Source organism: Candidatus Omnitrophota bacterium (assembly GCA_040755155.1).
In the GTDB taxonomy this organism is placed as follows: domain Bacteria; phylum Hinthialibacterota; class Hinthialibacteria; order Hinthialibacterales; family Hinthialibacteraceae; genus JBFMBP01.
Window position 1 is genome coordinate 34,733 of the sequence record JBFMBP010000143.1, and the last position, 21,896, is coordinate 56,628.

The 21,896-nt window shown below is 50.1% G+C and carries 15 protein-coding genes; 11 read left to right on the forward strand and 4 right to left on the reverse strand.

What is annotated here, in order from left to right; translation table 11 throughout:
• Positions 1-293 precede the first annotated feature (293 nt).
• Positions 294-1,250, reverse strand: coding sequence for a hypothetical protein (locus AB1656_21655; protein MEW6238003.1), 957 nt, complete (start codon positions 1,248-1,250; stop codon positions 294-296).
• Between the two features lie 36 nt (positions 1,251-1,286).
• Positions 1,287-1,553, reverse strand: coding sequence for a Smr/MutS family protein (locus AB1656_21660; protein MEW6238004.1), 267 nt, complete (start codon positions 1,551-1,553; stop codon positions 1,287-1,289).
• 476 nt (positions 1,554-2,029) lie between these two features.
• Between AB1656_21660 and AB1656_21665 the strand changes: the two genes are divergently transcribed.
• The 9 genes from AB1656_21665 (at position 2,030) to AB1656_21705 (ending at position 15,451) form a co-directional block, all read left to right on the forward strand.
• Positions 2,030-3,031 (forward strand): aldo/keto reductase, encoded by a 1,002-nt coding sequence (locus AB1656_21665; GenBank protein ID MEW6238005.1) that lies wholly within the window; start codon positions 2,030-2,032, stop codon positions 3,029-3,031.
• A gap of 185 nt (positions 3,032-3,216) precedes the next feature.
• On the forward strand, positions 3,217-4,098 hold the full coding sequence (locus AB1656_21670) for a tetratricopeptide repeat protein (protein MEW6238006.1): 882 nt from the start codon (positions 3,217-3,219) through the stop codon (positions 4,096-4,098).
• Between the two features lie 366 nt (positions 4,099-4,464).
• The gene (locus tag AB1656_21675) at positions 4,465-5,712 is read left to right on the forward strand and encodes a Glu/Leu/Phe/Val dehydrogenase (GenBank protein ID MEW6238007.1); all 1,248 of its coding nucleotides are present in this window, start codon (positions 4,465-4,467) and stop codon (positions 5,710-5,712) included.
• A gap of 37 nt (positions 5,713-5,749) precedes the next feature.
• Positions 5,750-8,365 carry a PEP/pyruvate-binding domain-containing protein gene (locus AB1656_21680; protein ID MEW6238008.1) on the forward strand — a complete coding sequence of 872 codons (2,616 nt, stop codon included), beginning with the start codon at positions 5,750-5,752 and terminating at the stop codon, positions 8,363-8,365.
• Between the two features lie 376 nt (positions 8,366-8,741).
• Positions 8,742-9,428: a protein-L-isoaspartate(D-aspartate) O-methyltransferase gene (locus tag AB1656_21685; GenBank protein MEW6238009.1), complete on the forward strand. Its 687-nt coding sequence runs from the start codon at positions 8,742-8,744 to the stop codon at positions 9,426-9,428.
• The gene (locus AB1656_21690) at positions 9,425-10,594 is read left to right on the forward strand and encodes an SAM-dependent methyltransferase (GenBank protein MEW6238010.1); all 1,170 of its coding nucleotides are present in this window, start codon (positions 9,425-9,427) and stop codon (positions 10,592-10,594) included. The genes AB1656_21685 and AB1656_21690 overlap by 4 nt, the downstream gene beginning before the upstream one ends.
• A complete protein-coding gene (locus tag AB1656_21695) occupies positions 10,591-11,916 on the forward strand; it encodes a DUF92 domain-containing protein (GenBank protein MEW6238011.1) in 1,326 nt (441 codons plus the stop codon). Before AB1656_21690 ends, AB1656_21695 begins: the two co-directional genes overlap by 4 nt.
• Positions 11,917-12,283: 367 nt before the next feature.
• Positions 12,284-13,027, forward strand: coding sequence for an NAD-dependent deacylase (locus AB1656_21700; protein ID MEW6238012.1), 744 nt, complete (start codon positions 12,284-12,286; stop codon positions 13,025-13,027).
• Between the two features lie 9 nt (positions 13,028-13,036).
• Positions 13,037-15,451, forward strand: coding sequence for an alkaline phosphatase family protein (locus AB1656_21705; GenBank protein MEW6238013.1), 2,415 nt, complete (start codon positions 13,037-13,039; stop codon positions 15,449-15,451).
• A gap of 112 nt (positions 15,452-15,563) precedes the next feature.
• Here the strand turns inward: AB1656_21705 and AB1656_21710 are convergent, their stop codons facing one another.
• Together AB1656_21710 and AB1656_21715 are read right to left on the reverse strand one after the other, a co-directional pair.
• Positions 15,564-15,968 carry a type II toxin-antitoxin system VapC family toxin gene (locus tag AB1656_21710; protein MEW6238014.1) on the reverse strand — a complete coding sequence of 135 codons (405 nt, stop codon included), beginning with the start codon at positions 15,966-15,968 and terminating at the stop codon, positions 15,564-15,566.
• Positions 15,965-16,210, reverse strand: a complete 246-nt coding sequence (locus AB1656_21715; GenBank protein ID MEW6238015.1) for a type II toxin-antitoxin system prevent-host-death family antitoxin — start codon at positions 16,208-16,210, stop codon at positions 15,965-15,967. The genes AB1656_21710 and AB1656_21715 overlap by 4 nt, the downstream gene beginning before the upstream one ends.
• Positions 16,211-16,755: 545 nt before the next feature.
• On the opposite strand from AB1656_21715, the gene AB1656_21720 reads away from it, so the two are divergent.
• Both AB1656_21720 and AB1656_21725 read left to right on the forward strand, forming a co-directional pair.
• Entirely contained in the window at positions 16,756-18,222 is a 1,467-nt protein-coding gene (locus tag AB1656_21720; GenBank protein MEW6238016.1) for a hypothetical protein, read from the forward strand.
• 246 nt (positions 18,223-18,468) lie between these two features.
• A complete protein-coding gene (locus AB1656_21725; protein MEW6238017.1) occupies positions 18,469-21,771 on the forward strand; it encodes a right-handed parallel beta-helix repeat-containing protein in 3,303 nt (1,100 codons plus the stop codon).
• The last annotated feature ends 125 nt before the right edge of the window (positions 21,772-21,896 follow it).

The following is a 21,896-nucleotide window of genomic DNA, read 5'->3' on the forward strand; positions in this document are numbered from 1 at the left end:
GGTCGAAACAGCCGTAAGTGGGAGAATCCTTGTCGCGATCCCCCAATCCTAATAGACGGCAAGCCTGAGAAAGGGCGATGCGTCCATATAATTCGCCGAATTGTATTTCTTCCATCCATGATTCTCCGATAAAAATCCCGTTGTTCATCCATGTTGTATACAAAATCAAAGCGTAGGATGGGTTTCGCCGTTTGACCCATCAATTACTCTTCAATTTAATAATGATGGGTCAAAAAACGCGACCCATCCTACTTTTCTTATTGCCGTCATTTCGGTTCTGAATTTATCATTCATCATTCATCATTATTCTGCTTCCATCCAAACCAATAACCGAATCCGAGCGGAATCAGGATCGGCGCCAGAGGGAGAAAAAGCCGTACTTCATTTACTTTGGCGACGAAAAAATGCAACAAAACGAAAATGGGAACGATAAGCAAAATGCGGCGCAGAAACTTCGGCGCCGACGCGAATCCGAGCAACGCCCATAACCAGAAAGGCCCATACAATACCGCTAGCAACAGGGTTCCCGGCGTGCGGAAATTATAGGATAGGTGGAAGGCGGCGGAATGAACATATGGCTGAGGACCGAAATACCAGCGCAATCCCGCCGCCGCGCCTATTCCGATTAAGACGTAAAGAGCGAAAAACAGCCAGAAACGGCCGGTTCGCTTGTCGGCGCAAAGAAAATACATAGATATTAGAAAAAACGCCGCTTCGAAGCGTTCCAGCGAAGCGACGGCGATGCAAAGAATCAGCCAGATCCATTGATCGTAATAGATCGAAAGCATTCCTACTATATAGATTGCTAGAATCAAAGAACTGCTAGGTTGAAAGTGATAATTGAAAAAACTCAGGGGATGGATGGCGGCTAGGAATGTCATGCCGAACAATGCAGAGGCATCGGGAAACCAAATTTTGAGATAACGATAAAAGAGCAGCAAAGACGCCGCCGTCGTGGAAAAAACAACTCCAACTTGAAAAAACAAAAAAGACTTCTCGTAAGCGAGAAAGGAAGACGACGCCCTCAGAAACGCTTCGCAGGCCAGATGAAGAAACACGCGATATTGATAAGGATAAAGCGCTTTCCCGGCGAGAAATGTCCGGTGTTGTTCGATTTTATCGCTCAACGTTGGTTCGTCGATGTATTTAAGATGAACATAAGCCAAAATCGCCGCCAAGTGAACCGCGAGCAGGATCGCGCCAAGAGGATTCATCCGGCGGCTATTTTGTTTGTCGATGGCAACCATCATGGATGTTCGCGCCGTCTTTCTCGTGTGATAAACGTCTCACATTGGCCTTTCATGCTTGAAACGGATAAATAGGCGTCCGAAATTATCGCTGTCCTTATCGATGCGATGGTAGAGTTTTTTGATATGGGGCTGCTGCAGAAAACGCAGGACGCGCTTTTTCAATTGTCCGCTGCCCTTGCCGGGAATAATTTCTATAATGGGAATGCGCTTTTGCACCGCCTCTTGAATGACTCGTTCCAATTCAACGTCAATCTTTTTTCCCTTGTTGAATATATCGTGCAAATCAAGTTTCAGTTTGGCCATCGTCTTCGATTCCTCGCCGCTTTCCCGCTTTAATCGTAAAAAGATCTCATGTTACGCAGTCTGTGGGTGCAGGAGTCCCGCCTGTACATTGATAAAACCATCCATGCGCTGCGATTGACGTTATTGAATCACGAAAACACGAAATAACACGAAATCCACGAAATTTTAGAATCGCGGATATCGCGGATTCTTTTGGATTTCACGGAAAAATCTTTCGCACAGCACGATGCCTTGCATCAATAGTTATTCTTTTTTTCGTGTTTTCTTTTTAATTTCGCGTCTTCGTGATTCGGGCGGCGATAGGTTGAGATTCCTGTATTTTCTATTGCGCATAACAAAAGTTATAGTATTCCAAAAAATCCCTCCTTAACAGTCTTAAGACCGATCAGATTCGGGCAAATTTCCTTGACAGAAAGAGAAATTCGCCGGATGCTAAAACTCAAGAGATCAATTACCAATAAGCATGAGGCGTCAAGATGAAATATCGTCCATTAGGAAAATCGGAAATTGAAGCGTCGGCAGTCGGCTTGGGAACATGGGTTACCGGGGGCGGCTCCGTCTGGGGCGGGGATGTTGACGAAGCGGAATCGATCCGCGCCATACATGCTTCCCTCGACGCGGGAGTGAACCTTATCGATACGGCGCCCGCTTATGGCTTCGGACGCAGCGAGGAGATCGTGGGCAAAGCGTTGAAAGGCAGGCGGGATCAAGCCGTCATCGCCACCAAGTGCGGACTCTGGTGGCAGGATCGACGCGGCTCGTTCTTCTGCGTCTTCGACGGACGCGATATTTATCGCTCCCTGCGCCCGGATACGATTCGGGAAGAGATCGAACAGAGCCTGAAACGGCTGGATGTGGAAACCATCGATCTCTATCAAGTCCATTGGCCCGCTATCGTTCCCGACAAAACGCCGATAGGGGAAACCATCGATTGCTTGTTGGAACTGAAGCAGCAGGGAAAAATCCGAGCCATCGGCGCATCCAACATCAGTTTGGAAGAATTGAAGGAATACGAGGAGCGCGGCCCAATCGATTCCAATCAACCTCGCTACAGTATGCTTTATCGGCAGATTGAGAAAGATATCCTTCCCTATTGCATTGAAAGGAACATATCTACGCTCGCCTACATGCCGTTGGAACAAGGATTGTTGACGGGCAAAGTGGGCATGGACCGCCGGTTCGGCGAAGGAGAATGGCGCAGCAATCTGGATTGGAATCCGTGGTTCAAGATGGAAAACCGCCCACGCATTCTCCAGATGTTGGATTCGTGGCATGACCTAACGGCGAAATACGGTTGTACGCTGGCGCAACTGACCATCGCTTGGACCTACAGCCAACCCGGCGTCACTCACGCCCTATGCGGAGCGCGCACAGCGGCGCAGGCCATCGACAACGCCAAGGCGGGCGAGATCGAACTCGATCCCGAAGACATTTCCCGCATCCGGAAAGATGTTCTGGCGCTGGGCGATCCCGCTTAAGATTAAACCATTCGCCGGTCTTATTATTGGATCGCTGAAAAAAGGGGTGAATTAGCTCTTCTTGCTAAGATCATGTTTTTTCAAATATAATAATATTAATGAAAATCAATTCGGGCGTTGGCCTTGAGAGAGCCGTCTTTCGAAGTTCCGACGCTTTGCGTAAAGCCGGGAGAGGAGTTTGGGGAATGAGTTACGCTGTGATGCTTCAACGCCAGGAAGCTGGCAAACAACGTTTCAAGGAAGGCCATTATTCGGAATCGGAACGCTGCTTCCAAACCGCCATCAAGGAAGCGGAAAAATTTCAGGCGCCCAACGAGTATCTAGCTCGGCAGATTAAAAACCTGGGAGTTTTTTATTTCGCCTTGGGCGAGTTGGAAAATGCGGAGCATTTGTTCAAGCAATCCCTGGCCATGGAAAGAGAATTGCATGGTTTGACGAGTCTGGAAGTCTGTAAAAGTCTGAATCACTTGGGCCTGTTATATCAAATCCACGAAAAATATCCCCAAGCGGAGGAAACTTACGAACAGGCGTTGAAGATTGTAGAGCAAGCCTCGTTTCAGAGGTATCCGGAAGTCGATTCGAAACTGCATTACTTGAGCCTTCATCTTCTCGCCATGGTCTATTGCGCCCAGAATAAACAAGACGCCGCCATCGAGATGTGCAACAAGGCGGCGGGAAAAATCACTCGTAACGCGGGATGGGGCGGTAAAGAGATATCGATGGACATTCACGATGTCGCCGTCAATTATTGCAACCGCGACCGGCTTCCCGAAGCGAAAAAAGCGTGCGAATGGCTGCTGCAATCTTTTTCGGAACAATTGCAAACGGAATTTCTCGGCGCCGTCTCCAAAGATCACCACCGCAAGCGGCGGGAAATGGAATTTGAAACGAACCGTATGAAATCCGTCCTTGAATTGGCGTCTGCTTACGAAGACGTTTGGCGTCCATCCGTAATCTGCCGCGATGAAGCGGTCCCTTCCAACCGGTTGGCGCCGTCCGCGCCGCCAAAGGCAGCGGCGCCGGACAATCGGCTATCCAATTACGCCGAAGAGAGTTGGCGTCCCTGAAAAGCCGCGAATTGGAATCTCTCGTCAAAGCGGTTTCTCCCGCTTCCGGCGGATAAGGAGCGAAGATAAACTCTTGCCCAAGGGTATTCTCCTCTGACGCTTTTCCTGCTGAAAGCGCGTTTGAAAACCTATTGAGAATGCCGTAATGAATAGCCGGCCGCGCATGGCTATTCCGAAAATCCGATCGGTTTTCGCCCTCGCTTTGCGGGAGGGCGATTCTTTTTGCGCATCCCATCCCGCCGCCTGGATATATCCGTCCGCATCCGGTTTTCGGAATAGCGAACGGCGGAGCGGTTCTTTGCGCCGCCGATATAGAAAATCGAAAAATTATAGGCTATCGTAGTTATACTTATGGAGGAACGTTCCATGTCAGAATTAAGCGCTTTCGCCATCACCCAGAGACAGCTGTCCGAATGCGTAGATATCTTGCAACTTGATCCTGGCGTTCATGCGATTCTACGGTCGCCGATGAGGGAAATTCATATCTCGCTGCCGGTTCGCATGGATGACGGCTCCATGAGAGTATTTCAAGGTTACCGCGTCCAATACAACAACGCCAAAGGTCCCACCAAAGGCGGGATTCGCTTCCATGCGGACAAAACGATCGATAACGTCCGCGCCCAAGCCGCCTGGATGACCTGGAAATGCTCGCTGCTCGATTTGCCGCTGGGCGGCGCGGGCGGCGGCGTGATGTGCAATCCGAAAGAGATGTCCAAGAACGAATTGGAACGCCTCAGCCGGGCGTATATCGATAAGTTATGCGAAGCGATCGGTCCAGATAAAGACATCCCTGCGCCTGATGTTTATACCGACCCCCAAATTATGGCCTGGATGATGGACGAATATTTCAAAATCACCCAACGCAGCCAATTTGGCGTCATCACCGGCAAGCCGCTGGCGATCGGCGGTTCGGTGGGACGCACGGATGCGGCGGCGCGCGGCGCTATGTACGCTCTTCGCGAAGCCGTGGAAGCCTACGGCATGGATCCGTCCAACGCCACGGCGGCCGTGCAGGGCTATGGCAACGCCGGATACTTCGCCGCATCCCTATGCTCCACGCTCTTCGGCTGCAAAGTGATCGCCGTCAGCGACTCCCAAGGAGGCATCCTCAACCGGGACGGACTGGATGCGGAAGCCATCCGCAAACATAAAGCCATGACCGGCTCCGTCGTCGGATTCGAAGGATCGCAACCTATCTCCAACGAAGATATTCTGGAACTCGACGTGGATATCCTCATCCCAGCGGCGCTGGAAAACGTCATCACGGAAAAGAACGCGCCCAATATTAAGGCGAGAATATTAGCGGAACTGGCCAATGGCCCCACGACGCCGGAAGCCGACGCCATACTTAACAAAAAGGGAATTCATCTGATCCCGGATTTTCTCTGCAACGCGGGGGGCGTTACCGTCTCCTATTTCGAAATGGTGCAAAACGCTTATATGTATTATTGGGATAAGGAGATGATCCATAAACGCTTGGATCAAAAGATGACCGCCTCCTATCATGCGGTGCTCAACGCTTCCAAGCGCTTCAACATCAATATGAGAAAAGCCGCCTACGTCGTTTCCGTGCTGCGCGTAGTAGAAGCAATGAAAATCCGCGGCTGGATATAGACGGGAGATCGATTTGGAATGAATGGGGGGAATAACGATGGAATCCAGAGTCATTCGCAGTGGAGTACCGCCTCTCGACGAGGCTCTTCAAGGCATCCGTCTGGGCGACAACGTCGTATGGCAAATCGACCGCTTGGAGGATTACAAGTATTTTGCCCGGCGTTTCGCCGTCCAGGCGATTAGCGACAAGCGCAAGTTGGTTTATCTGCGCTTCGCTTCCCATTCCCCTATTCTTGAACCTCAGCCCGGCCTAACGATCATCGAAGTCGATCCTAGTCCGGGCTTCGATTATTTCAGCGTTGAATTGCATAAAATCATCGACGAACAAGGCAGGGAATGCTTCTACGTCTTCGACAACCTTTCCGCCCTGGTCGCCGAATGGGCGACGGACGAACTGCTGGCTAACTTTTTTCAAGTAACCTGCCCCTTCCTATTCGAATTGGATACGGTTGCCTATTTTGCTTTAAAACTGGGCAAGCACGACGATAACACGGTGGCCCGCATCCGGGAAACGACGCAATTGCTGCTCAATCTTTACAACGTCAAAGGCAACCTTTGCCTTCACGCGCTCAAAGTATGGAACCGCTACTCCATGCAGATGTTTCTGCCGCACATTATTACGGAAAACGAAATCATCCCCGTGTTTCAAAGCGGAGCGGCGGCGGAAATTACGGCCATCGCGCGCAAGAATCCGCTGCGGGCGGGCGCCGATTCCATCGCGCCGTGGGAATCCGTCTATCGGAAATTGATTCAATACCACCACGATGGCGATGACTCCCTGGCGGCGAGTCCCGAAGCGGCGACGTTGAAACGCGAATTCGCGCGCATGATGTTCGGCAATCAACCGGAGTTCATGTCTCTGGCGGATACCTATCTCTCCTTGGACGATCTCTTCAATATTCGCAGCCGCATTATCGGATCGGGGCGGATCGGCGGCAAAGCGGCGGGGATGCTGCTGGCGCGATGCATCCTGACGCAGAATCAAAAAAACGTCGATTTTACCGAAGTCATGGAAGATCACGATTCCTTCTACATCGGCTCCGACGTTTTTTTTACTTTTCTTGTCAATAACGATTTATTCCGCCTTCGCCTGCAATTGACGCAGGGCGGACAGATATCGTTCGAAGAATTCGAAGAAGTGGAAAAGCGGTTTCTGCAAGGAACGTTTCCCCGCGAGATCATGGAACAATTCTGGAATATGCTGGAGTATTTCGGCCAGGCGCCGATCATCGTGCGCTCCAGCAGCCTGTTGGAAGACAGCTTCGGAAACGCCTTTGCAGGCAAGTATCGCAGCGAATTCTGCACTAACCAGGGCAATCCCGAATTGCGCATGGAGACGTTTCTGCGCGCTGTGAAATGGGTTTACGCCAGCGCTTTGAATCCCGACGCGCTTTCCTACCGTCAGAAGCGGGGGCTGGACGAACGGGACGAACAGATGGCGCTATTGGTACAGCGCGTTTCCGGCATGCCCTATAAAAAATATTTCTTCCCCAGCCTCGCCGGAGTGGCTTTCTCCCACAATCTCTACGCCTGGACTAACCGCATCGATCGGGAAAAAGGCATCATCCGTCTCGTTTTTGGACTCGGAACGCGGGCCGTGGATCGCATTGGCGGCGACTATCCGCGCATGATTCCCGTCAGCCAACCCGAACTGCGGCCTGAGATGGGGGAAAAAATCGTCAAGTATTCCCAACGGGAAATCGATCTGCTCGACCTGGAAGCGAATAATCTCGTCACTCGTTCCGCAGGAGAAATATTAAAGAATTGCGATTATCCCAACCAATACCTTTTTATTTCCACGTTTAAAAACGGCTTTCTTTCCGATCCCTCCTCAATTTTTATCGAGGAAGACGCTCAGGAATACGTTTTGACGTTCAATAACCTGATTCGCCGCACAGATATGGTTAAGATCATCGAGGAGATGCTGGACATTCTGAAAACCGCCTACGGGCGCCCCATCGATACGGAATTTACGGCGTTTGTCAATTCCAAAGGGCGCGTCCGCATCAATCTCCTGCAATGCCGTCCCATGTCGATTCCTGGTACGGAGGGACGAGCCATCGAAATGCCCCTAAACATCCCTGCGGAACGGATTCTCTTCCAATCGAACCGCATCGTCAGCGGCGGAGTGATTCCCAATATCCGCTATATCGTCTTCATCCATCCCAAGGAATACAACGCTATTCCTATGGAGATGAAGCAATCGATCGGACGCGTCGTGGGCCGGATCAACGCGCTTCCCTGCATTCAAGAAGGCAAAAATATCATGATGGGGCCGGGACGTTGGGGGACTAGCAATATCGTCCAGGGCGTCAACGTCCACTATTCCGACATCAACAACGCTTGCATTCTCGTAGAAGTAGCCAAAGAAGACGCCGGACAAGTTCCCGAAGTCTCTTACGGTACGCATTTCTTTCTCGACCTGGTGGAATCGCAGATCATTTATCTGCCCGTCTACCCCGACGATCCCAAATGCCGATTCAATTGGGATTTTTTTAACAACTCGCCCAACGTCCTGCTTCAACTCTTGCCCGACGCGAGCGAGTATGCAAACCTGATCCGCATCATCGACGCTCCTCAGGCCTCGAATGGATTGTGCTTGCAAGCCGTAGCCGATCCCCAGAGCCAAAACGCCGTTTGTTTTTTGAAATAACGTTGATAAAAAATTTAAAAAACAGAGAAATAATATTCTCTGTAAAATCTGGTTTTTTGATATCGATCGAAATCATGCGTTCAATCATCGAAGCAGCGGTTCGCGGCAAGCGTCCAGTAGTATGTAAAAAAATTCAACGAGTAATGAAACTCGCTCCACTTGCTTTTTCCGTGATAAAATTACAATAGAGCAACGTTAATAATACAAAGATATTTTTTTCGAATACATTTAACCAACGCCATTTATAGATTCGATAATGCTCATATGCACTCTCCCCTGCGATGCTTTCGATGGTGAGGCAGGCGGTAAGTATTTACAACCGGCGGATTGCCTTTTAGGATGATTGTTGGGAGTTGGCTGCGTTGCGAGAGGATGTATGAATTACGAAACATTATTGCTCAATATGCTCCAACGCCAGGTCGTGGCGCGTGGAATCCGCAATCCGCGCATTTTGGAAGCGATGCAGCGCGTTCCCCGGCATTTGTTCGTTCCCGAAGAATGCCGGGATCAGTCGTACGACGATAAACCTTTGGCGCTTCCGGAAGACCGGGCGACGATTTCGCAACCCTACATGGTTGCTTATATGACGGACGCGCTGCAATGCCAATCGACGGACCGGATCTTGGAGATTGGTACGGGATCGGGATATCAGGCGGCCGTACTTTCCTGTCTCTGCCGGGAAGTATATACCATCGAGAGGCATTACACGTTGAGCATCAACGCTCAACGTACGGCGCAAAGCATTGGGAGGGAGAATATTTTTTACCGCACCGGCGACGGTCTGCAAGGGTGGCGGGAAAAAGCGCCTTTCGATAAAATCGTCGTTACGGCGGCAGCGCGAAAAACTCCTTTAGCGTTAATCGAGCAACTGAAAGAGGACGGCGTATTGCTGATCCCGCTAGGCCCATCGGAAATGCAGATTCTTACCTCTATCCGCAAAAAAAACGGAAAGGGCGTTCCGAGCGAACTCATTTCCTGCGTTTTCGTCCCTTTGATATCGAAGAACAACGATTTAACCCAAGTCGATTTGAATGAGGAATCCTCCGAATCCTCCTCCCAATGAAATCGTCATCTTCCCAAGACCTGTTTTTGCGTTCCCTTCTCGTCAACGCTATGAAGAATCAAAGCGGCTCGCTTGTTTTTTCCCTTCTTCGCGAAGAGAAGGGCGAAATATCGATTTCATGGACGGCGGAGGATCGGGAAAGCGGTTTTTTAACGCCGCTTTCTGAAGGATCGGCGCCCGTCTTTCTCACTCGCGATGAACTGCCGGACGCCATTCTCCGCGCTTGGAGGGAAGACGATGATGCGCTTTATATCGAAGAGGGGGAGAAGGTTTTGCGCCTGCGCCGCCAAGGCGGCTCGTTGATCCGGGAAACGTTGGACCGCAAGCCGCAAGTTTTGAAAAATCCCCTATGGGCTGTGGGCAAAGCCGTCTATTTGCATCCTAACGAAGCGGCGCTGCTGCTGCAAACTATTGGTTTGATGGCGCCTTCCGGCGAAATCAAAACGTCCATGCGCAAAAAATTCAAACAGGTCAATCATTTCCTTGACCTTTTATCTCCTCTCTTGGAAAAGAATAATGATGCCAAACCGTATACGGTCGTGGACTGCGGCTGCGGAAAATCGTATCTTGGATTTGCGCTTTATTGGCATATCGTCAAGACGTTGAAAAGGAAAGCCTCTTTTTTGGGGATCGATTCTTCGGAAAAATTGATCCGCGATTGCCAGGCGAAGGCGGAGCGATTGGAAATGCCGAATATGGCTTTCCAATGCTCGCCGATCCTAAAAGCGGAGTTTCCATCTCATGTTGATCTCGTCGTCAGTCTGCACGCCTGCGATACGGCGACGGACGAGGCGTTGGCCTGCGCCGTGGTTCATGGCGCCCGGCATATCGCCGCTGCGCCTTGCTGCCAGCATGAATTGGCGGCTCAAATCGAGGGAGCGCCTATGTATCCTTTGGCGAAGCATGGCTTGTTCAAGCAGCGGTTCGCCGAATTGCTGACGGATATGGCGCGCGCGCTCTGCCTGGAAGCTCACGGTTATGCCGTCGCGGCGGGGGAATTTATCGGCGCGGAAGAGACGCCTAAAAATCTGCTATTGCGCGCCAGCCGGGGCAACCCGGCATCCGAACAGAGACGGCGGGAATACGCCGCTTTCAAGCAATTTTATCAAATATCTCCCTCGTTGGATGCGATGATTTTGGAAAGAGAGGCCGAAAAGGGAAAATGATGACGCCATCTTCAGAGAGAAAGAGGCAATGGGTTCATATTTCGTGCGCGCTTTTCGCCCTGGCGCTGCGCTATCTTTCCCCTTCCTGGGCTTTTTTGTTCGCCTTCACCGCCTTCATTCACAATATCCTTTTGCTGCCCAAATATGCGCCGCAATTGTTTCGCGAACGGGAGCATCTTTTACAGGGCGTCGCCGCTTATCCTCTCATGGTGGCGCTGCTGATCCTCTTTTTTCCCGAACGGTTGAACCTGGCAGGCGGCGCATGGGCGATTCTCGCTTTCGGCGATGGATTTTCCAATATCATTGGCCGGAAATGGCCTATCGCCAGCATTCCTTGGAATCCGAAGAAATCCTTTGGCGGTTCCGCCGCGTTCGTCGTCATGGCGAGCCTGGGAGCTTACGCGGCGATGATATGGATTGGCCCCGTTCCTTCCTGCGCCCATATCTTGTTTGTCGCCGTATGCGCTTCGGCGGCGGCGGCCTTTTTCGAGACCTTGCCATTGGCATGGGATGACAATGTCGTCGTAACGTTGATTGCGGCGGCGATCTTGCCGCTTGCCTGGGAGGTCAACCTCTCCAATTCGCCTACATCGCTTACGGCGGGCTGGTGGGCGTTAGCGCTTCTAATTAACGTCGGCGTTGCTTCTTTTGCATGGTGGTTTGGCCTGGTATCCAGCACTGGCGCGCTGGGAGGCACGGTGATCGGCACGGCGATTCTGGCGATGGGCGGCGATCTCTATATTTTATTATTGATTTTCTTCTTCCTCGCCTCCCTGGCAACGCGAGTCGGCTATTACGAGAAAGAGGCGTTGGGCATCGCCCAGGAAGAAGGCGGAAGGAGAGGCGCCAAACACGCCATCGCTAATTGCGCTTTAGCCTTGATAGCCGCCGTCCTCATCGGAGCTACCGACGGAGCGGACGCCATCCTGTATGTGTTTTATTGCGCGGCGCTAGCTACGGCTTTGGGGGATACCACTTCCAGCGAATTGGGACAGGTCTATGGCCGCAATCCTTTCCTACCCACGACGTTTCGCCGCGTTCAACCCGGTTTTTCCGGCGCTATCTCCATCGAAGGGACGCTGTGCGGGATGGGAGCGTGTTTTCTTTTCGCTTTGGTTTCGTTTGCTTTGTCCGTGATTTCCTTCCGTTGCATCCCCGCCGTGACCATCGGCGCGTGGCTGGGATTCTACGTCGAGTCGTATATCGCCGCCCTATGGTCGGAAGAGGGCGTGGAATTGGATAACGAATGGATGAATTTCCTAAATACCTTATTCGGCGGAGTCTTAGCGATAATCATTGCTGAGTTGACGATGGGATTATAATTTCTGTAATGGACTTTATAGTTTTATTAAAGAGACTCTTGCAAAATTAATGACTCATGTTATGCGCGATGGGTTATTAAAGGAAACTCATACTTTCGTCGTTTGAATCACGAAAACGCGAAATGAAAAGAAAAACACGAAAAAAAAGGTTGGCGCAAGGAATCGCGCTGTGGGAAAGATTTTTCATTGAAATCCAAAAGAATCCGCGATATCCGTGATTCGAATATTTCGTGGAATTCGAATTATTTCGTGTTTTCGCGATTCGAAAACGCAACAGAAATAAAGCCCATTCGCCGATCCTGGATGGTTCCTCCTACGTGCAGGCGGAATGCCAGCGACCATAGGCTGTATAACATGAGTTTTTAAAATGAACGAAGAATCAAAACTATCCCAAGCCCAAACTGCCCTTGAAAACGCCCGCAGCGTTTTCGTCATTACGGGCGCGGGGATATCCGCCGAAAGCGGCGTTCCTACCTTTCGCGATGCGGGCGGATTGTGGAAAAAGATCGATCCCTATAAAGTCGCAACGCCCGAAGCCTTCGCCGCCGATCCTAAATTCGTCTGGCAATGGTACGATCAACGCCGGACCCAGCTGTTGACCTGCAATCCGAATCCTGCTCATGAAGCTTTAGCGTTACTGGAACGGCGCAAGGAGCGTTATTTTCTACTCACGCAAAATGTGGACGATCTGCACGAACAAGCGGGATCGCAGCAGTTATCCCATGTACACGGAAGCATTTGGGAATTACGCTGTACGGATGAAAATGTCGTCAGCGTCGATCGCCGGGCGCCGTTGCCGGAATTGCCGCCCCGTTGCCCGAAATGCGGCGGTTTATTGCGGCCCAATGTTGTATGGTTCGGCGAATCGATCGACGCCGCCGCCGTAGATGCGACGGAGCGCTTCTTGTCGCAAGGGGAGGCGGACGTTATCTTAGTCATTGGCACGGAAGCCAGTTTCGGCTATATCGCCCATTGGGCCATGCGCGCTCGCGGCGCCAAAGGGACGATCATCGAAATCAATCTGGGGGAGACGGGTTTTTCATCGTCGGCGGATTTGGATTTGCGCGACCGCGCCGGCGAAATCCTGCCGCGCATCACGTCAACTCAATGAGAGGAATTCATGGATAACATCACCGTTAAGTCTTCGTCGGAGATAAAGACCAATCCCCGCCGAATCAGCCGCCGTTTATTTTTGTTACTATTAGTCGTAATTCTTGCCGGTTATCTCTTCTTTCACCGCAAGCCTTCCCGATTGGAGTCAAAGAAAAAATTCATTATCCTCGGCTTCGATGGCGCCGATCCCCGCTTAGTTGAGCAATGGTGGGATGAACTGCCCAATTTGAGAAAATTGTCGGAACAGGGAACTTATTCGCGTCTGCGCACCTGCACGCCGCCGGAATCGCCCGTCGCCTGGGCCTGCTTCGCCATCGGCGCCAATCCCGGCAAACACGGCGTCTACGATTTTCTCCGGCGGCCGGTCGGTTCTTACATGCCTACGGAAGAATCGTTCGTTGGCCGCGAATTTCCCAAATTCGTTTTTCATAGCATTCCCGTAAAGATGCCCAAAGCGGTTTCCCGGCGCGGAGGCGTCGCTTTTTGGGACGTACTCAGCGCCGCAGGAGCGCCAACCGCCATGCTGGAAGTTCCCACCACCTTCCCGCCGCCTAAGTTGAATTACGGCCATACGCTGTCTGGGCTGGGCGTACCCGATGCGCGGGGCGTACAGGCAACCTTTCACCGCTTTATTTATAATTCCAATGAACCGGAAAAACCTTTAGATACTACATTCGGCGGCAAGATAGAAATATTGAAAAAAGAAGGAGATGTGTTTAAGGGAAAAATTTGGGGACCCTATGATCCCATAACGGATCAAGACATTCGCGAAAAAGAAAAGAAACTGTTGGAATACGACTTGTCGTGGTGCGAATGGCAAGCCCATTTGCATACTCTTAAAGGTTTGAATCATGTCTCGGATCAGGAACGCTCTAAGCTGGCTTCCCGGTTGGGCAATTGGGTAATTCAAAGCCTGGCGCTGCATCCCTATTTGCATACCAACGGAATTGGCGAACGCATCTCCATTCTCAAAAAATCGCTCGATAACAACGAACCTTATGTTAAAGAAAAAGGGGCGGAGGCGGATATCGCCCGCGAAAATCTAGCGGAAGCTTTTAAGAGCGCAGGGGATTTACGGAATCAAATCGGAAGCATGGCGCGCCCCATCTGGGCTAATCCCGCTTTTCGCATTATCGATGATAAAACCGTGGAAATCCGCATTCGCGATCAGGTGAAAACGGCGGAGATCAACAAATGGAGCGATTGGTTCAGGTTGGAATTTCCCGTTACCAAATTTATCGTCGTCCATGCGATTTGCCGATTTTATCCGCAGCAACTTTCTCCTGATAACGTCAGCATATTTATGAGCTCGCCCGATATCGATCCTACAAATCCTGCTGTTCCTATTTCCCATCCCAGCAAATTCTCCAACCAGTTAGTCGATTGGACCGGCGGACTCTATAAAACGCGAGGCTGGGCGGCGGAAACCCACGGTCTGAAAGACGGCCATCTTTCGGAAGAGGGTTTCATGGACGACTTGCTCGATATTATGAAGAAGCGCGAAGCGAAGACGTTTTCCACCTGGTCCAAAACCGATCCTAACGTTTTCGTCTCCGTCTTTTCGGAAACGGATCGCGTTAGCCACATGTTCATTCATCACATCGATGAAAAACATCCTATGTATAATCCCGCAGAAGCGGAAAAGTACAAAAACGAAATCAAGCGCGTTTTCATCCGCATGGACGAGATCGCTGGGCGCATGATGAAAGAGATTGAAAACGATCCCGACGCCGTGCTCATGGTCATGTCCGACCACGGCTTCCAATCCTGGCGGCATCAGGTCAACATCAACAAATGGCTTGTCGATCACGGCTTTATGACCATCGTCGGCGGCCAATTGGAAAATAACGAGATGAAACTAGAAGACCTGATGAAAAAGGACCAGGACAGTTACTTCCGTTATGTGGATTGGCCCAAGACCCAAGCGTACGCTTTGGGATTGGGACAAATTTACATCAACCTGAAAGGCCGCGAGCCGCTGGGCGCCGTCGTTCCTGCCGATTACGATAAGGTTTGCGATCGAATCAAAGAAGAATTAAGCCAGTTGAAAGACGATCGGCCGGGAATGGAAGGCGAAAGCGTCGTCTCCTTCGTCGCCAAGCGCGATGAAATATGGAAGGGGAAATACGCCAACGACGCCCACGACGCGCCGGATATTCAGGTTCTTTTCAACGAACACTACCGCGTATCCTGGCAAACCTGCCTCGGCGGCATCTCTCCCGTCGTACTGGAAAGCAATATGGAGAAATGGTCTGGCTGCCATTGCAGTTTCGATCCCAAGCATGTCCCCGGCATTCTCTTCTGCAACCGCAAAATCAAGGCGAACGATCCATCCATCTTCGACTTCGCGCCGACGGTATTGCGATATTTCGATCTGAAAGTTCCTGAAGAAGTGGAAGGAAAGGATTTATTTTCAGCGTAAGTTTTTCCGATAGGTATTGATAATCTATTAACAATAGCGATAGCGGAAAAAAGAGAGATTTTATTGATAAAAAACTCAAAGATCGAGGCGGGATGAAATTAAAGGGAATGACTCAAATTGAATAGGCTAATCCTTTTTTAACTGCCGCATCATACAGTTTGCCATCCAGCGTCGCCAAAGGCGCATTTCTGCGCTCAGCCAGTTCCAGGTAGGAGGCGTCATAGAAAGAAAGTCCATACGAAAATGCCATATTCATAATAACTTCCGGTAAACCGCTTTCAACGATATTGATGGGCGCCAGAGCAAAGATCTTTAAGTAATCGGGCGCTTGCGATTTTTTCATCCGGTTTCTGCGTACTGCCGTAATGAGACTGTTGTGAATCTCGTAAAAGAAAATACCGGGGGCTATGGCGTCCTGCTCACCGCGCTCGACAGCATTGAACACCTTCAAAATAAAGGGATTTTCTTCATCGCTGAAGACATTTGCCAGAAAAAATGAACAATCGATTACGATCACGCTCTACCTTCTTCTATCCACTCTTTGATTTCCTCAGAGGTTACTTTAATGGGTGAGTGCGCTTTCAATTTTTTTAACAGGGTGAAAAACGTTTCTCTCTTATGCGCATAATCCGTCCCAGGCGATGCAATATAGGCAACATCCCTTCCATAACGGGTCAGTATGATTTCTTCACCGGCTTCCACTCGCTTTATAATGCTTGTTAGATTATGTCTTGCATTCTCGACGCCAATACGTTCCATTCTACTCGTACCTTTCTAAACTTATAGGAATCCCTTACAGGATAGCGTTAACGCGCATTTTTACAAGAGAAGTTTTCCGCCTATCCTCCGAAAAGGTTCGTTTCGGAAATGATTTTCCCCAATAAACGCCTATATTTGCGCGTTGAATATAATTTGAAATTAGGGGAAGATGAGAAAATGAAAATGGCAGGGTGGCAAGGGCAAGTTTGTTTCTGCCCTTGAGTAACTTAGAAATCCTTTCATCCAGAATAGCTAGATTCAGAGAACGGCGCCGCCTAAAAACGGCGTTAGCCGTTTTTTCTTTTCGATCTCTCCTTCTTATCTGCGCAATCCTGAAGACGCTCTATTTTGAGTTTTAGACGAAACAGGGGATATAAAAATTACGAATTCCCATTAATCGGTTCCGTAAAATATGTATAATAAATGTGATTTTATAGCCATCTTATTTTATATTTCGGAAAGGAGGCCGTATTTTCGCTAGGCGCATCTTATGTACGGACATTCTTATCGATTATTCAATTTAAAAAATAAGGAGACGATATATTATGCAAAAACTTTCTTATTCACTCATGTTCTTTATCGTAATGGGCGCGAGTATGGGTTATTCTCAAGACGTTCTACTCCCCGGTTTGCCGGAAGAAAACGGGCTTACTCCTCTATCCAAAACCATCTACATTAATGTCGGCGGACCGGATGCGCTCAACAACGGCGGCACGGAAAGCCTGGGCGTCGCTATCGCCAACAATGGAAACGTCATTGTTGGCTGGGAAGACGACGGCGATGGGCCTTTGAAGGATTTGGAAGCCGTATGGACTATGTTCGATGGCGCCGGCCAATGGATTACGCCCGAAACCACCGTGAAAGGCGAGGATCAAACCGGCCCCAGTAAATTCCTGGCCTATTTCCGGTCCGACGGGTCCGCCGTATCCGGGTATACCGCTTGGGGACCCAAGATCAAAGCGAACCTGTTCGGCGATGGCGTAGGAATGGGCGCCACGGCGTTTTCGCTCGGATTGGAAATCCCCGAGCTGGCGGACATCAACATGGACGCTGGCGGCGGCGGCGATTTTCCCGCCGTGCAGCTGTTGACCAATGACGGCAAGCCCATCTCCGTTCTCTCCGGCGTTTCCGACGAGGCGGCGGAAACCGAAGGCGACATCCGTATCGGCGATTGGGATTACCTCTCCAACGGCAATATCGTGATCGTCGGCGAAAGCCGCCAGAGTTTCGAACTCATCGACCTATATAACGGCGAAGCCGCCGGGAATCACGCCATCTACCGCATTGTCGATCCTACTGGCAAGGAGATTCGTCCCGTCGGTTTGGTGAGCGAGGTTCCTAATGCGAACGAAATCTGGCATGGCGTGGGCGTAACCAAAAACGGATTCGCCGTCCGATTCTCGTTAGGCGGCCGGGCAATAGTTCGTCTATTCGACAACGCAGGCGAACCCGTCACAGGTAATATCGACATCGGCGAATTGACGGGTGAAGAAATAACGGCTGGTGGAGGCCGCGGCGATGGAACGGGATTCCATGGCAATGGCGTGGACGCCTACGCCGTCGTCAATTCCGGCGACGGCGACGGCAATGGCGCTAAGGAAGTCCATTTAACCGTTATCAATGCAGACGGCTCTTTGCGTTATCACCGCGTAGCGACCAACGATTTCGAATTTTCCAATTCGGATCGGGTCGATTGCGCTATCGATCCCGCCGGGCGCGTAATCGTAGTGTTTTCGGACAATGACGTAACCGGATTGGGTTTCAGTCTGGCGCAAGCCCGGCTGTTCGACGCCGCCGGGGAACCGCTTAGCGGAACCTTCTTCGTGAGTGAAAACGAGACTCTCGATTTGGCTCTCGATGAAGCGCGGCGTCCCCGCGTCGCCTTACGAAACAATATGATCGCCATCGTTTGGGAAAGTAAAAGCAGCGGAGAAACGACGAATCGCGTCGTCGCCCTTCGCCTCTTCAAGATCGAAGGCGGGACCGCTATCGGCGATTATGAACTCTATTGAAAATCTCCGCAGACGAATTAATAGTTTGTACGAAAGGGCGCTCCATCGCGAGCGCCCTTTTTTTGTCATCGCAATCCGCATCTTCTCCCTATGTCAATAATATTTTGTGAAAAATATCGTTTGGAATCTGGACAAAGCAGGGAAATTGAAAATAATTATCCCCAATTGGCCTATGATTTAATACATTGTATCATTATGTGTAAAATTATATAACATTCACGGGTTGGCAACCAAAGGAGTATCTCCATGACGAAAAGCCTGTATCGCGTTTTATTCGTTTCTTTTTTCATCGTTTGCGCGTTTTGGGGGCGGATGGGATGGGCGCAGGGAATCGTTCAATACGCCCAGAACGATTACGCTTATTTGAAATGGAATACGCAGCGTCCGGATTGGGTTTATAACAATTACGGACCGACGAAGCACATAAAATACGAACTCTATCGGAACGAAAAACTTATTAGTACGCTGACGGATAATAAATACGAGTACGTTTATGAAGACAGGGATTTATCGAGCATCGATCTTTCTCAGGATGTCGCTTACAAGGTTATTGAATATTTCACTTACCGAAAATATGGATCGGACGTCGATATCGAAGACTCCTACGAACACGCAACGGGAACCATCCCTGTAATAGATCGGCCCGATGGCGAAGGCAAAATTCGCCCCACGTTCGGATCTTTGCGGGATGGATTATCGACGGCGCTTCCGGCGGGAATGACGGTGATTTCCGGATTGACGATTTATGACGGCGGCATGACGGCTGAAGGCAATGACCGTCTTGTTTACATACAAATGATGAGTATTTTGGGAGGACTTTTCGAAGCCAGTTACGGCGTGGATTTGCGTTTTATTACGAACATGGAAATCCGCGGACGATCCAGCGTCGAGATTCGAGAATGTTCGATGACGGCGAAAGTTCAATCGGCGGGAGATATGCGCCGCATTCAATGTTTGGAAGCGCAAAAGTTTTATATTATCAAATGCCAACCCCATAACCTTGATTTCAATGTCTTCAATACGGACAACGCGCAATTCCGCATGGACGATACGAATTTGGATCCAATCCAGCAGTATGCGGAAAACTGCCGGTTTGCCTTTTCCAATATCCAGCAAATGGCGTTCAGCGGCGATTTGAAGTCGTGTCAAGTTGGTTTCAACAATGTTCTTCCTTTCATAAACGAACCGGTATTTCAAGGGGGAATGTCCATTCTAGATTGCCGATTCAGCGTATCCAATAGTCCTTCCTTTCGCGGCGTCGGTGGATTTTTCACGGGATGCAATATGACGATCGATTCCGATGCGAAATTCGAGAACGCCGGTTTTTACGGACCGGGAATGACCATCAATATCGGTCCTGACAGTTATTCGGAATTCATCAAATGCCAATTCAAATCGACGCAGTGGGGAAATCCCTACGAAAGGCAGACCAACAAATCCAGTGTTTATTTGAATTGCCAAAGCGAGAATTTAAGACTGAATGGAAGTTTTTACGGGGGAACGATCGAAGCGAAGAAATTGCGGCTGGACGAAAACTCTGAATTGGACCTTCTGCAGTCCCAAATTACTGTCGACCGGTTGGAAATCGAGAATTTTCATTCCATCGCCAACGATTTTACCGTTCATCAGGAGTTGACGGGAACCAGCGGCGAGGTGGTTCGGGGCGTATGGTTCGATGCGCTGAGGACGGGGCCGGAAGAAAGCGAACCTCTATTCGGACCGGAGCCGATCGGAGGCCAATTGCAACTTCGAATGCCTGGGAATGCGGCGCTCGACGATTGCAAGTTTACTTGTTCGCAGGTCCAGGCGGAGGGTTCAGGGACATTGGATTTGTCGCTAACGAATTCTTATTTTTATCGGGGAAATGTACAAATCCAGAAAACGAATTCGGCGACATTGAAGGGGAATACCTTCGACGCCAACGATAGCAACGATGTTTCGATTTGGGATGCGAATAGCGTATTCTGCGAGAAGAATCTATTTCGATGCGTTCTTTTTCCGGGGCAGTTGATAACCGATACCATTTATGCGACCGGCTTGATTTTATCCCGGTGTCAAAACATTGCAGTGGCGGAGAATCATTTCGAGGATTTCGGCGGAGCCAGCCAAATGGCGTTCCGCCTCAGCGCTTGCGCCGGAGAGATTTTGCGCAATACGTTCAAGAATTGTCCCATCAACGGCCTGTACGCCAGTTCCGTCGATTTGAGCAGCATCGGCATTTCTTATCGATCGCCAATTTTGCAAGTTCAAAACAATCTGTTGATAAAAAGTTGTGCGCAATTGCTTGGAGTCATCGACTCCCATATAACAAGCAACTCGTTTTATGACGCAACCGAAAAAGCGATTTATGCCTATTACTGCAATGATTTACTCATCAACCGGAATTATTTTCAAAATGGAACATCGACGGATATCTACATGGAATATTGTCAAGAAGGAAAGGTGGAACTCAACGAAAGCTTCGCCGATAACGCAGGTACAGGTTTAACGATTATCAATAGTAAAACTATGCTTGCCATCGACAACTTGATTACGCGCCATAAAACGGGCGTTACTGTGCGCTTGTCGGAAGACGTCCAGATTTTCGGCAACACCATCCGCGACAATAGCCGAATGGGTATTGAAATCGGTTATAGTAACGACGATAAGACCAAGATGAAAAATGCTCTGATCTACAACAACTGGATCGCCAACGCCGCCTCAGGAGGAGTGAACGCCCAGGCTTACGGAACGAACGTGCTTTGGAATCTATCCGAGAAAAAGGAAGCCGGGAGCCGCACGGGCGGACCATATCAAGGGGGCAATTATTGGGACGATTATACGGGAGAAGATACAAACGGGGATGGCATCGGCGATACGAAAATCCCCTATACGATTCTCACAACGTCGACTAACCGCGTAGAGGATTATATGCCTTTGTTTTTATCGGCGGACTATCCCACGCCGACGCCCTTGCGCACGCCCACGCCCACGATAACGCCAATATGGTTGGAAGAAGATACCCCGACGCCATACCCCTTTGCAACAGCAACGCCGACAGCGACGCAATACGCCTTTGCAACGGCGACTCCAACCCCCGTCCCTCTTCCGACGTCTACGCCAAGCGACGTCGTTAGAAGGGTGATTGTTACGGATGACGAAACAAGCGATATCGATCTCAGCAACCAACAAGATTTCGACGCGGCGGACAACCGCGCCTTGTGCATCCGATGGCGCTTCGTTCCGCCATTCGAGGGCGTATTATTTTATAATATTTATATTTCTGTGGATGGCGGCGATTATCGAATATTGACGAGAAGTGCTGACGTAGATACTTACTATCTCTGGAAGCCGAAATCGAAGAATCTGGAACCGTATTTCCAGGATGGACCGCTAGGGCCGCAGTTCGGTAAATCCTATAAATTTTTCGTGGAAGTGATGCAGGGTAGAACCAAAACAGAAATCTTTGCCAATAAAGGCCCCGTATTGTTCCTGGAAGAGATCGATCCAACTCCCACGCCGACTCCCCCCGGCGGGACGGCCATCGACGATTGGCGAGTATTCGAATAGAAACGTAGGATGGGTCGCGTTGTTTGACCCATCAAAATAAAGTAGGGTGGGCTAAAAGCGAAGCGTAGCCCACCCTTGTGAGACTGGGGGACAGTGAGACTTTGAGACTGTGAGACTGAGTCTCC

Coding starts and splice junctions, on each gene's coding strand:
- AB1656_21655 (MEW6238003.1), bottom strand. CDS start 1,250: ATGATGGTTGCCATCGACAAACAAAATAGCCGCCGGATGAATCCTCTT.
- AB1656_21660 (MEW6238004.1), bottom strand. CDS start 1,553: ATGGCCAAACTGAAACTTGATTTGCACGATATATTCAACAAGGGAAAA.
- AB1656_21665 (MEW6238005.1), top strand. CDS start 2,030: ATGAAATATCGTCCATTAGGAAAATCGGAAATTGAAGCGTCGGCAGTC.
- AB1656_21670 (MEW6238006.1), top strand. CDS start 3,217: ATGAGTTACGCTGTGATGCTTCAACGCCAGGAAGCTGGCAAACAACGT.
- AB1656_21675 (MEW6238007.1), top strand. CDS start 4,465: ATGTCAGAATTAAGCGCTTTCGCCATCACCCAGAGACAGCTGTCCGAA.
- AB1656_21680 (MEW6238008.1), top strand. CDS start 5,750: ATGGAATCCAGAGTCATTCGCAGTGGAGTACCGCCTCTCGACGAGGCT.
- AB1656_21685 (MEW6238009.1), top strand. CDS start 8,742: ATGAATTACGAAACATTATTGCTCAATATGCTCCAACGCCAGGTCGTG.
- AB1656_21690 (MEW6238010.1), top strand. CDS start 9,425: ATGAAATCGTCATCTTCCCAAGACCTGTTTTTGCGTTCCCTTCTCGTC.
- AB1656_21695 (MEW6238011.1), top strand. CDS start 10,591: ATGATGACGCCATCTTCAGAGAGAAAGAGGCAATGGGTTCATATTTCG.
- AB1656_21700 (MEW6238012.1), top strand. CDS start 12,284: ATGAACGAAGAATCAAAACTATCCCAAGCCCAAACTGCCCTTGAAAAC.
- AB1656_21705 (MEW6238013.1), top strand. CDS start 13,037: ATGGATAACATCACCGTTAAGTCTTCGTCGGAGATAAAGACCAATCCC.
- AB1656_21715 (MEW6238015.1), bottom strand. CDS start 16,210: ATGGAACGTATTGGCGTCGAGAATGCAAGACATAATCTAACAAGCATT.
- AB1656_21720 (MEW6238016.1), top strand. CDS start 16,756: ATGCAAAAACTTTCTTATTCACTCATGTTCTTTATCGTAATGGGCGCG.
- AB1656_21725 (MEW6238017.1), top strand. CDS start 18,469: ATGACGAAAAGCCTGTATCGCGTTTTATTCGTTTCTTTTTTCATCGTT.